12 protein-coding genes and 1 riboswitch are annotated in these 12,531 nt (G+C 39.7%); of the genes, 8 read left to right on the forward strand and 4 right to left on the reverse strand.

Features of this window, described 5'->3' with window-relative positions; genetic code table 11:
• Positions 1–35 precede the first annotated feature (35 nt).
• From treP to IGI79_RS00860, 6 genes are all read left to right on the forward strand, one after another.
• Positions 36–2,015 (forward strand): PTS system trehalose-specific EIIBC component, encoded by a 1,980-nt coding sequence (treP, locus tag IGI79_RS00835; protein ID WP_065095876.1) that lies wholly within the window; start codon positions 36–38, stop codon positions 2,013–2,015.
• A gap of 151 nt (positions 2,016–2,166) precedes the next feature.
• A complete protein-coding gene (gene ruvA / locus IGI79_RS00840) occupies positions 2,167–2,769 on the forward strand; it encodes a Holliday junction branch migration protein RuvA (RefSeq protein WP_104871806.1) in 603 nt (200 codons plus the stop codon).
• A 12-nt stretch (positions 2,770–2,781) separates the two neighbouring features.
• Complete coding sequence (gene ruvB / locus IGI79_RS00845; protein WP_104871807.1) at positions 2,782–3,783, forward strand: Holliday junction branch migration DNA helicase RuvB; 1,002 nt, start codon at positions 2,782–2,784, stop codon at positions 3,781–3,783.
• 48 nt (positions 3,784–3,831) lie between these two features.
• Complete coding sequence (locus IGI79_RS00850) at positions 3,832–4,434, forward strand: TetR/AcrR family transcriptional regulator (protein WP_229054039.1); 603 nt, start codon at positions 3,832–3,834, stop codon at positions 4,432–4,434.
• A gap of 48 nt (positions 4,435–4,482) precedes the next feature.
• Complete coding sequence (locus IGI79_RS00855) at positions 4,483–4,953, forward strand: low molecular weight protein-tyrosine-phosphatase (RefSeq protein WP_010734388.1); 471 nt, start codon at positions 4,483–4,485, stop codon at positions 4,951–4,953.
• A gap of 131 nt (positions 4,954–5,084) precedes the next feature.
• On the forward strand, positions 5,085–5,459 hold the full coding sequence (locus tag IGI79_RS00860) for a hypothetical protein (RefSeq protein WP_019724219.1): 375 nt from the start codon (positions 5,085–5,087) through the stop codon (positions 5,457–5,459).
• Between the two features lie 295 nt (positions 5,460–5,754).
• Here the strand turns inward: IGI79_RS00860 and brnQ are convergent, their stop codons facing one another.
• The 4 genes from brnQ to IGI79_RS00880 form a co-directional block, all read right to left on the reverse strand.
• The gene (gene brnQ / locus IGI79_RS00865) at positions 5,755–7,119 is read right to left on the reverse strand and encodes a branched-chain amino acid transport system II carrier protein (protein ID WP_195274116.1); all 1,365 of its coding nucleotides are present in this window, start codon (positions 7,117–7,119) and stop codon (positions 5,755–5,757) included.
• A 382-nt stretch (positions 7,120–7,501) separates the two neighbouring features.
• Positions 7,502–8,242, reverse strand: coding sequence for an amino acid ABC transporter ATP-binding protein (locus tag IGI79_RS00870; protein ID WP_010734385.1), 741 nt, complete (start codon positions 8,240–8,242; stop codon positions 7,502–7,504).
• 12 nt (positions 8,243–8,254) lie between these two features.
• Positions 8,255–9,850 (reverse strand): ABC transporter permease subunit, encoded by a 1,596-nt coding sequence (locus tag IGI79_RS00875; RefSeq protein WP_010734384.1) that lies wholly within the window; start codon positions 9,848–9,850, stop codon positions 8,255–8,257.
• Between the two features lie 212 nt (positions 9,851–10,062).
• Positions 10,063–10,237, reverse strand: a riboswitch (Lysine riboswitch).
• Between the two features lie 269 nt (positions 10,238–10,506).
• Positions 10,507–10,803: a hypothetical protein gene (locus tag IGI79_RS00880; RefSeq protein ID WP_010734383.1), complete on the reverse strand. Its 297-nt coding sequence runs from the start codon at positions 10,801–10,803 to the stop codon at positions 10,507–10,509.
• A gap of 176 nt (positions 10,804–10,979) precedes the next feature.
• Between IGI79_RS00880 and IGI79_RS00885 the strand changes: the two genes are divergently transcribed.
• Complete coding sequence (locus IGI79_RS00885) at positions 10,980–11,696, forward strand: NAD-dependent protein deacylase (protein WP_066025311.1); 717 nt, start codon at positions 10,980–10,982, stop codon at positions 11,694–11,696.
• Positions 11,693–12,529, forward strand: a complete 837-nt coding sequence (locus tag IGI79_RS00890) for a chorismate mutase (RefSeq protein ID WP_010734381.1) — start codon at positions 11,693–11,695, stop codon at positions 12,527–12,529. The genes IGI79_RS00885 and IGI79_RS00890 overlap by 4 nt, the downstream gene beginning before the upstream one ends.
• The last annotated feature ends 2 nt before the right edge of the window (positions 12,530–12,531 follow it).

Raw genomic sequence — 12,531 nt, forward strand, 5'->3', positions numbered from 1 at the left:
TTGTATAAACAAGTCAAATGAAAGGGGTTTATGTTATGGGGAAATATCAAGCAGATGCCGAGAAGCTGTTAAAGGGAGTCGGCGGGAAAGAAAATATTGCTGCGGTCAGCCATTGTGCGACACGAATGCGCTTTGTTTTAAATGACCCTGCAAAAGCAAATGAAGCTGAGATCGAAGAGATTGACAGTGTAAAAGGAATGTTTACCAATGCCGGTCAATTCCAAGTGATCATCGGCAACGATGTCTCAACATTTTATAACGACTTTGTTGCGGTATCAGGAGTTGAAGGCGTTTCAAAAGAACAAAGTAAAGCTGCTGCAAAACAGAATCTTAATCCGTTGCAACGAGCAATTGCAGTTCTAGCTGAAATCTTCACACCATTGATTCCAGCAATCATTGTTGGGGGATTGATTTTAGGGTTCCGTAACGTGTTGGAAGGCATTCAGTTCGAGAGTTTAGGTGGAACGATTGCAGAAAGTTCAACATTCTGGAATGGTGTGAATTCATTCTTATGGCTACCTGGGGAAGCGATTTTCCATTTCCTACCTGTAGGGATCACTTGGAGTATTGCAAAGAAAATGGGAACGACACAGATTTTAGGAATTGTTTTAGGGATTACTTTGGTTTCACCGCAATTATTAAATGCCTATAGTGTCGCTTCAACTGCCGCTGCAGATATCCCATTTTGGGACTTTGGCTTTGCACAAGTACAAATGATTGGTTACCAAGCGCAAGTCATTCCAGCGATGCTTGCCGGGTTCTTACTTGCCTATTTAGAGATTTTCTTCCGTAAGTATATCCCACAATCAATCTCAATGATTTTTGTCCCACTGTTTTCACTATTACCAACTGTTATCGCGGCTAATGTAGTGTTAGGTCCAGTCGGTTGGGCAATTGGTAACTGGATTTCATCAATCGTGAACACTGGATTGACTTCATCAATCAGTTGGTTATTCAGTGCGTTATTTGGTTTCTTGTATGCGCCACTGGTTATTACGGGATTACACCATATGACAAATGCAATCGATATGCAGTTGATCGCTGACTTTGGTTCAACTAATTTATGGCCAATGATCGCATTGTCAAATATTGCGCAAGGCTCTGCCGTACTAGCAATCATCTTCTTGCATCGTGGCAATAAAAAAGAAGAACAAGTTTCTATCCCAGCGATGATTTCTTGTTATCTAGGGGTAACGGAACCAGCAATGTTTGGGATCAACTTGAAATATGTTTATCCATTTGTAGCTGCAATGATCGGTTCTGGTGTTGCAGGAATGTTTGCAAACTTGATGGATGTTCGAGCAAATGCGATCGGTGTCGGTGGCTTGCCAGGAATCTTAGCGATCCAAGCACAAACGTGGTTACCATTCACGATCGCAATGATCATCGCCATCATCGTACCATTTGGTTTAACTGTAGTGTTTAGACGTAAAGGGATTTTGAACAAATTAGATCCAGTCAATCCAGAAGAAGTAAGTGTTTTACAAACTGCGGAAGGCGTATCGATTCCTACACAAAACTTTGAAGCCGCAGGAACAACTGCTGTAGCCACTGCCAATGAAGAGTTATTCGCCGTTGCAGACGGACAAATCAAAGCAATTACAGAAGTGAATGATCCAGTTTTCTCACAAAAAATGATGGGTGAAGGCTATGCGATCGTTCCGGACAATCAAAAAATCTATTCGCCAGTAAATGGTAAAGTAACTAGTGTATTTGAAACAAAACATGCAATCGGTATTCTGAGTGAAACCGGTGTGGAAGTTCTTGTTCATATGGGACTTGATACTGTTGAATTAAAAGGAACACCCTTCAATGTTCTTGTGAAAGAAGGCGAACAGGTATCACCAACTACGCTATTAGCAGAGATGGATCTCGGTGCCGTTGAACAAGCAGGTAAGCAGACAGATGTCTTAGTTGTTCTAACGAATATGGACAAAGTAGCTGATTTCTCATTAAGTAAATCAGGCCAAGTACAACATGAAGAAATGGTTGGACAAGCAACTATCAATCGCTAATATACAGAGAAAATATGCTACGAGTTTGGGTCTTTATCAAAGATCTAAGCTCGTAGTTCTGTTTTCGGGAACACTTTTTTTAAATCGCAAAGTATGCTACAATGGATAGAAATATGGGAACGTATGTGTGCGAAAGAAAGAGGAAATTTCAATGTATGAATATCTAAGAGGCATCGTGACTTTTATCAGTCCGTATTATATCGTTGTAGAAACGCAAGGAGTGGGCTATCAAATTGCGTTGGGCAACCCTTACCGCTACAGTAGTAAGTTAGATAAAGAAGTAAAAATCTATGTTCATCAAGTCATTCGTGAAGATGCACATTTACTATACGGTTTTGATTCACTCGAGGAGAAACAATTGTTTTTACGATTAGTCAGCGTTTCAGGGATTGGACCTAAAAGTGCATTAGCGATCATGGCGAGTGATGATCATTCTGGCTTGATTCAAGCGGTGGAAACTGGCGATGTCACTTACTTAACTAAGTTTCCTGGTGTAGGTAAAAAAACAGCACAACAAATGATTTTGGATCTAAAAGGCAAATTTGGCGAATTGAGTATCGACACCCCATTTTCTTTATTCGATGAAGCAACGGTACAAGATGCAAGTGCCTTATCAGAGGCAATGGAAGCTCTATCTGCTCTTGGCTACAGTGAGCGTGAAATCAAACGTGTGGAGAAACAACTAAAAGAAATCGACAATCAAACAACGGATGAGTATTTAAGGCAAGCACTGAAATTGATGATGAAAAAGTAAGGAGGACGCTCGATGACAGATGAACATCTTCTTTCACCAGAACCCGGTGAAAATGAATTAAGTTTAGAAAAATCTTTGCGCCCTCAATTGCTTGCGCAATACATCGGTCAGCACAAAGTAAAACAAGAATTGAGTATCTATATCGAAGCGGCGCGTAATCGTGAAGAACCGTTAGACCACGTCTTGTTATACGGTCCTCCGGGATTGGGGAAAACAACGATGGCTATGGTCATCGCAAACGAGATGCAAGTCAATATCCGTACGACAAGTGGACCAGCCATCGAGCGACCCGGAGATTTGGTGGCAATTTTGAATGAACTAGAAGCAGGGGATGTTTTATTTATCGATGAGATCCATCGCTTACCTCGTGTGGCAGAAGAGATGCTTTATTCGGCGATGGAAGACTTCTATGTAGATATCATGGTAGGTCAAGGACCGACCGCTCACCCCGTTCATTTTCCATTACCACCTTTTACTTTGATCGGTGCAACGACTCGAGCAGGGATGCTCTCTGCACCTTTACGTGACCGTTTTGGGATCATTTCTCATATGGAATACTATGAAGAAGAAGACTTAAGAGAAATCGTTTTACGATCTGCCGATATTTTTCAAACGGAGATCATCACCGAAGGGGCTTTAGAAATCGCACGACGTTCCCGTGGGACCCCCCGGATCGCTAATCGCTTGTTAAAACGAGTGCGTGATTTTGCCCAAGTACAAGGAGATGGCAAGATCGATCAGTTGATTGCTGACCGCGCATTGACACTCTTACAGGTCGATCAAGCGGGATTGGATTATGTCGATCAGAAATTGCTACGTACGATGATCGAGCTGTATGGTGGGGGTCCAGTAGGTCTAAGCACTTTATCCGTTAATATTGGAGAAGAGCGAGAAACAGTCGAAGATATGTATGAACCTTTTTTGATCCAAAAAGGCTTTTTGAAACGGACTCCTCGTGGGCGGATCGCTACCGCCTATGCGTATGAACACTTTGGCTATGACTACCAAGTGTGATCACTCTTTTCTATTGAAAGAGCAAATAGTAGAATATTGATTGAAGAGATGGGAGGGATCATTGTGGGAGACGCTTCACATACGAAACAAATGATCAAAAAAGTCTTGGTGTCGCTTTGCGAAACACAGCCTTTTCGAAAAATCAGTGTGCAACAGATCGCACACGAAGCAGGCATCAACCGACAAACATTTTATTATCATTTCACCGATAAGTATGATTTATTGCGTTGGGTGTACTATGAAGATTCATTGCATTACCTAAAAACAGAATCGCTTTCTCTCGACAATTGGGAAGAGCAAGCATTGCTGATGTTAAAAGCCATTGCCGAAAATAAACAGTTCTATTCAAGTACCGTTAGTTCAGAACAGGAGATTCTGCAAAAGCAATTTTCTGCGTTGATCCAACCCTCATTTATTAAAATATTTGAGCAAATGGATGAAGAAAAACAACTAACTTCCAAAGATAAATTATTTTATGCTCGTTTTTTCTCTTATGGCTGTAGTGGAGTCTTAGTCAATTGGATCACACAAGGTTATACAGAAACACCCTTAGAAGTTGCAATGCAGTTCTTTCGTTTAGCCAAAGATACTGAATTGTATTCGTATCGGTTGTACGCATTGGAAGAAGAACAGGAAATAAAAGACGAATGACCTTTTTTCATTGATTCCAAAAATAGGAATACAAAAGGAGAGAATGCTATGACGAAAGTATTATTTGTTTGTTTAGGAAACATTTGTCGTTCACCTATGGCAGAAGGGTTATTAAAAAAGAAAGTAGCAGAACAGGATCTGTTGGATTCCTTCGTCATTGATTCGGCTGCAACAAGTACCTATGAGGTAGGTAGTGCCCCTCATCCAGGTACACAAGCGATCTTGGCAAAAGAACATGTTGATACGCAAGAAATGATTGCTCGCCAAATACGTCAAGAAGACTTCCAAAAATTTGATTGGATCATCGGTATGGATCAGTCAAATGTGGCTGACTTAAAGCAACTTGCGCCGATTGAAGCGCAAGAGAAAATCCAACTATTTTTGAGTCCAGTCATTGGCAAAAAAGCACAAAATGTACCTGATCCATATTACACGAATAACTTTGAAGAAACCTATCGATTGATCAATGAAGGCTTAGAAAAATGGCTTGAATTATGGATGGAAAACGACTTAAAATAACACATGTATTGTTTGGTGGTTTTAGGTAAAAGTTGGTATAAAATAAACTATATTCTTGTTTTTTTAAGAAAAATTGGATAAAATAGGAGTAATTAAGTAACATATTCTTAGCTAGGGGAGGGGTACATTCAATGGATGAAGAAACAGTATCACCAATGAAGAAACTGACAAAGTTAGTGACTAATACTTCGTTTCAACTTTTTGATTCATTTGTGAATGACACAGAAGAAAAAGCTGAGAATGTACGGTTACAAGGGGAGTTCATTCTCGAACTCCAGAAAGCTGCAGCTCAGAATAGTTTAGTGATTCTACAAGTGCGCGAGAATCCACTAAGCAATAAGTACGAAACCTTTTCCGGTTGGGTGGCAACGAAAACAGTTGAGCATGACCGAGTGATGATTCGCTTGCAAAACCAAGAGCAACAAATCCGAATCGTCCCAATTGAACAAATCGAAAAAATCACTAGTCTTTCACCTACGGGAGACCAAGAGCGATTATCTAAATAAGAATAAAAGCTATGAAAAAGTAGATTGCTTTTTCATAGCTTTTTTATATGTTTTTCTTACTAGAGAGAGAATCTAAAGATTCTCAAAGAACTTGATTTGTTGGATCGGTATGAATAAAAAAAAAGGACCTGCTAGCCGGGGAGCTAGCAGGAAAGGAGTTAAAAATGAAAAAGTGTTGTTAGGGTTGTTTGTTGGTATACTTATATATTAAAGGTGAGTTGTGAATATTTTGTGACGAAAGTTTACCAAAGTTGTTAATTTTTTTATACAAAAAGTTAAACATCTCTTTTTTTTGTTAGCTAACAATCAAGTCAGACTTTTTTTCATTTTTAAAGAAACTCCAGAGTAATCCGATGATAAAGCCAATCAATGCTGGTGTGATCCAGCCCATTCCTAATGAGAAGAATGGGAGATAGGAATCAGCAAATGTTAAAATTCCTTTGACGAAACTTGTTTGCTTGATTGAATCAGGACAAGCATTCAGTCCATCCACGATGGATGCGAGTAATGTGAAATATGTGGTCATTCGATAAACAGAAGTACGTTGTTTAAATAATGGCCCAATCAATACAAGTAAGATCAAGGTCATTGCCAATGGATAAATAAACATCAAAACAGGTAAAGAAATCTGAATAATATTCGTCAAGCCCACGTTCGCAACTAAACATGCCAATAAGCTTGTTCCGGTTACAAAGAATAGATAGCTTCTTTTAGGAAACAATTCAGTGAATGTTTCTGCGAATGCAGTAATCAGTCCGATACCTGTTTTTAAACAAGCAAGAATCACGATAAAGGCTAATAGGATACTCCCGTAAGTTCCTAAATAGTGATCAGCAATTTGTGCTAAGGCGATACCACCATTCGCACTCATTGGGAATGTTCCTAGACTCATTGTTCCTGCATAAGAAAGTAGGGTATAGATGATCCCCATCAAAACGATGCTGATCGCGCCTGATTTGATCGTATCTCTTGCAATATCAGAAGGCTTTGTGACACCCATGCCACGAATCGTCGTGACGATAATGATCCCAAAAGCTAAGGCAGCTAACGCATCCAACGTGTTGTATCCTTGTGTAAAACCAGTGAAGAATGCTTGGTTTTGGTAGTGAGGTTGGACAGGCGCATCCGCCACTGAGCCAAGTGGGTTGATAAAAGCAAGTAATAGCAAGATCCCTAGTAATACTAAAAATGCGGGATTCAAAAATTTACCAACATAATCCAAGATTTTAGTTGGACGTTTGGATAACCACCAAGCAGCTAAAAAGAATAAGAAACTAAAAATAGCTAAAAATAATGTTTGATTTTCTGCTGGGATAAAAGGTGCTAAGCCAATTTCAAAAGAAGTAGTTGCCAAACGTGGTAAGGCAAAAAATGGACCAATGACTAAATAAAGTAAGACAGTAAAAATAAGTGCATAAGTTTTATTGATTCGTTGTGCTAATTCGTAGACACCAGAGGTCTTTGAAACACCGATCGCAATGACACCTAAGAAAGGTAAACCGATCCCTGTAACTAAAAAGCCAAGATTTGCCCAGAAGATATCCGCACCAGCTTCTTGCCCCATATGGACAGGAAATATAAGATTACCAGCTCCAAAAAATAGGCCAAATAGCATGGAACCGATGAATAGATTTTCTTTGAATGATAATTTTTTTGACATAGAAAACTCCTTTACTTTTTTGTATTTTGTTAAAAGTAACAAATTATGTGATGAATTGCAACAATTTTCTGAAAATTATCGAATTCTCTAGAATGATGCTACACATTGTCGAAACGTCTGCTAACCCTGTGAGAGGAATAAGTAGCGTGTTTTCACTGCCTCGAAAAAATGTTAGTCAAAAGATCACTCCAATATCTGAATCTTCTTAATTTGGAGAGGTTTCTCACAACCACATGTTACGTGAGGTTGCGCAAAAGTTCAACCGATAAAGCGATCGGAACAAAAACAATAAATAAAAAGAAAAACCGCAACTTTTTGAGTAGGATGACCTTGCTCAATCAAGTTGCGGTAGTTTGAATACTAAGGGTGATTTGATACTTTATTAGTTATTCAAAATGCGTGACAAGAACTCTTTCGTACGTGTTTCTTTTGGATGAACGAAGATATCTTCAGGACTTCCTTCTTCCGCAATCACACCTTTATCCATGAAGATCACTCGGTCAGATACTTCTTTCGCAAATTCCATTTCATGGGTTACGATGATCATTGTCAGTCCAGTATGGGCTAGATCTTTGATCGTATTCAATACTTCACCGACCATTTCAGGATCAAGGGCAGAAGTTGGCTCATCGAAGAGCATCACATCAGGGTTCATTGATAGAGCACGAGCGATAGCGACCCGTTGTTTTTGACCACCGGATAGTTGAGAAGGACGAGCTTCGATGTATTGTCTCATACCGACTTTTTCTAAGTTTTCGATTGCCACTTTACGGGCATGCTCTTTCTCTCTTTTTAAGACAGTGGTTTGTCCAGAAATACAATTTTCTAAAACATTCATATTATTGAAAAGATTGAAAGATTGGAAAACCATACCGACATTTGTCCGATACTTTGGTAAATTATATTTTGGTGCTAAGACGTTTTCGTTGTTGTAAATGATCTCGCCACCTGATGGTTTTTCTAGTAAATTGATACAACGTAAGAATGTTGATTTACCTGAACCAGAGGAACCGATGATGGTCACGACTTCCCCTTTATTGACGGTCATGCTAATATCTTTCAGCACTTCATTGTCGCCGAATTTTTTACTTAAATGATTGATTTCGATGATATTCTCACTCATAGGACTGCCTCCTTATTCCTGTAGGTTCGCGTTGTTGACTTCTTCAATTTTTGTATACGCAGTAGGTCCGTCGATTTTCTTCTCAATCACACGTAGGATTCTTGTAATCGTGAAGGTCATGATCAAGTAGATGATCCCAACGATCGTGAATGTTTGGAAGAATTGGAAGTTGGCACCAGAGGCAGAGTTTCCTTGGAAGAATAGATCTGCTACACCAATGACACTTAATACGGCGGTGTCTTTGATATTGATGACAAACTCATTTCCAGTAGCCGGCAAAATATTTCTCAATACTTGCGGAATCACGACTTTACGCATCGTTTGACTGTGGGTCATGCCGATCGCTTGGGCTGCTTCAAATTGTCCGCCATCTACTGCAAAAATCCCACCACGTACAATCTCAGTCATATACGCACCGGTGTTGATCGAAACGATGAACAACGCAGCAATCGTGCGATCCAGAGAAATACCAAAGGCTAGAGCCAATCCATAGAAGATGACCATGGCTTGAACCATCATTGGTGTACCACGGAAGACTTCGATATAAACAGATAATAAGAAATTAGCTACTTTTTGGAAGAAGCGTGTCACTTTATTATCAGATTCTGGAATTGAGCGAAAGACGCCAATCAATAAACCTAATGTTGTTCCTACAACTGTACCGATCAATGCGATAAATAGTGTCAAACCAGCTCCGCGTAAGAACATGTTGCCATATTGATCCCAAATCGTCTTGAAATCATGGAGCAAGCCAGTTTCTTCTGCATCGCCATCCGTTGACGCAGGTTGGTCTTCAATGGCTTGGTCCATGATAGCAATACGATCATCATGAGAAATGCCGCTTAATATTTGGTTGACTTGTTGAAGATCAGGATCACCTTTACGCATCCCTACAGCAATCTGGACATCTTCGGGATTTGTTTGAAAGCCATTTGCTTCATCTAGTTCGAGCATTTTCAAGGCTGGGTTGACGCTTGTGGCGGTTACCCCTTCTGGACGTTCACTAACATAACCGTCAATCATGCCAGAAGCTAGTGCTGTTCGCATGGCTGAAAAGTTATCCATTGCTTGTTGCTTGTCCACTCCTGGGATCTGGTCGATCACGTTATAGTGGAATGTATTCAATTGTGCAGTGATTTTTGCGCCAGAAAGATCTTCTAAGCTAGTCGCATTCGCAAACTTACCATCTTTTTGTACGACAATCACAAGTTCTGATTCATAGTATGGATCAGTAAAGTCGATTTCTTTTTGGCGTTCTGCCGTCGGGCTCATGCCGGCAATGATTGCATCGATCTTTCCAGATTGAAGGGCAGGCGGTAAACCGTCCCATTTCGTTTGGACAATGACTAGTTCTTTACCTAAACCTTCAGCTACCTTTTTGGCAATTTGTACATCATATCCGCCAGCAAAGCTGTTTTGTCCTTGAATTGGATAGGCATTGTTTGCATCTGTTTGTTGAGACCAGTTAAAGGGCGCATAACCAGCTTCCATTCCGACACGAAATTGATCGCTCGGTGTTTTATCATCTGCATGAGCCAAAGTGGTCAAGCTAAAGATCGATAGAATAAACGTAAAAATTAGAGTGAGTGTAACTGAATTTTTTTTCATCTGTCTTCTCCTTTTTGTTTGTTCACGTACGTGGTCCTTCAGGCATATACTGATAAGACCAACGTTCGCTCAGCTTCTTTGGCTGATAACCAAAGCGCCTTGACACGAGTGGTCGAATACATGCATTGCAGTTGCTTATCAAGGAGAAATAAAAAACGACCGCTTTGTAAGTACAAAAGGGCCGCTAAATTTCACAGAGTGATAAACCTCTCACAAAACATAGCGCAACTTAGCATCACTGCTAAGACAGTCCGTAAGCTGTTAACTTACGTCCCAACATACTTTTTAAGCAAAAAAAAGTACATTTCGGCGATCCTCCCTAGCCCTGCTTCCACATGTTTGCTTCACTCCACAGGTTTAATGATTCTCGCGACCTCTACCTCATTGATTGAGGCATCTCGTATTCAGTTATTTATACAAAAAATAGTCTACGATAGAGTAGCCACTTTGTCAATGAGAAACTACATTTTTGCAGAAAAAAGTTGATAAATAAAGAAATATCCTGTTTATTTAATTTCTTTCATGAAAAAAGGAAAAGAGAATGTTTTCAAAAAAAGAATAATTATACATTTTATGCAACACTTAAATGATAGTAAAATAACGAAAAACAGACTGCAAAATCACGCAGTCTGTTTCCTTTTTTATCTAAAAGTATTTTAAGCTGTAGCTTTCTTAGGTTCACGACCAAGAATGGCTTGTAAAATAACTGTTACCCCATAAATAGCTAAAACGAGATAGATCAAACTAGAGTATTGTGTGATCCCCCAGCCCCATGTGCGATAAACAACTAATGTAATTGCTAGAACAATTGCTGCCAATACATTGAAAAAGGCAAACGCCCATAGATTTCCATTTTCTTTACGTACTAAATAGAAGATAGAGAAATAAATACTTAATGCTAACCAAGCGATACATGCTAAAATAACGCCCCAATAAATTAAGAATGCAACCATATTGATTCACCTCATTTCATACTCAAAATATACAGATCATTGGTATTGTAGCACGTTTTCATTGTTTTGTCAGTGATGTTTGTGAGTATTTTCTCAAAAAAAATCTCTGAATTTTCATTCGATTGAGGGTATGTTTCATTTTATTTCGATTATAATAGAAGAGAGGTGAGTGATAAATGTTGGAACAAACAATTGAAGAAGCAGCGACAGCGATAATTGAAAGTCAAAAACTGACCTTTCTAACAGGGGCAGGTGTGTCCACACCTTCTGGAATACCCGATTACCGTTCACTAACCGGTGTTTACCAAGGGATGGATCGTCCAGAATATTTGTTGAGTCATCAAGCGATGGATGAAGAACCACAAAAATTTTATTCGTTTCTCAAACATCTTTATCATCCCGAAGCACGCCCGAATATCATCCATCGAGAAATCGTAGAGTTGGCTAAAGAAAAAGAGGTATGGGTCGTTTCGCAAAATATCGATGGGTTACATGAAAAAGCTGGAAGTAAAAAACTAGTTAATTTTCATGGGAATCTGTATCATTGTTATTGTCGAAACTGCCATCAACCTGTTGACTGGCAAGATTATCTGACCAGTGACAAGCATCAACTGTGTGGTGGCCAGATTCGCCCAGATATTGTGTTATATGGAGAAGGGTTTCAGGATGAAGTATTAGAGCAAGCAGCTTTTGCTGTCAGTCAGGCCGACTTGATTGTGATTGTAGGGACAAGTTTCCAAGTCCATCCTTTTCGTGATTTGATCCAGTTTCGCTCACCACAAGCGAAGCTATTAGTCATCAATCAGACCCCTGTCTATCTATCAGAGGCGTACCGATTTGTCCAAACAGATGGAACGAAGGTGTTCAAAAAAGTACAGGAGAGTGTAAAATGACAGCTAAAACAGAAAAAGAAAAAATGATTGCCGGCGAACTTTATTTTGCGGGTGATCCAGAATTATCAGCCGATAGAAAATTTGCTCGAAGTCAAAGCCAGATCATCAACCAAGCGGAAACAAGTGAACTTCGCAGTCAATTACTTAAAGAGACATTTGGTGCTACCGGCGAGAAGATTTATATGGAACCAACGATCAATTTTGATTACGGCTATAATATTTACGTAGGTGAGAATTTTTATGCGAACTTTAATTGTACATTCTTAGATGTCAGTACGATCAAAATTGGTGATAACTGCATGTTTGCCCCTAATGTTCAGCTTTATACTGCCACACATCCACTACATCCAGTGAAGCGAAATAGTGGGTTAGAATTTGCTAAACCAATTGAAATCGGCAATAATGTGTGGCTAGGTGGTGGAGTGATCATCACTCCTGGAGTGACTTTAGGAGACAATGTCGTGGTCGGGGCGGGAGCAGTCGTGACCAAATCGTTCCCAGATAATGTAGTGATCGCAGGGAATCCGGCACGGATCATCAAACGCATCGATGAACCAATGCCTGAAGAGTCATTGGAAGAGTTGAGACAATCGATTGATCAAATCGATCACCAATTAGTAGAACTACTTGAAAAAAGAATGGCTACCGTCACGAAGATCGGTGATGTCAAACGAGCAACTAACCAAGCGGTTTACGATGGAAAAAGAGAACAACAAGTGTTGGATAAAGTTGCCAGTTGGTTGAAAACACCAGAATACAGTGAGACGATCTTAGCTACTTATGCAGATATCATGAAGCACTCACGAAACTATCAAAAGAAACGAATGGAGTAGAT

This window comes from Enterococcus sp. AZ084 (assembly GCF_051714905.1).
Classification (GTDB): Bacteria; Bacillota; Bacilli; order Lactobacillales; family Enterococcaceae; genus Enterococcus_B; species Enterococcus_B pernyi.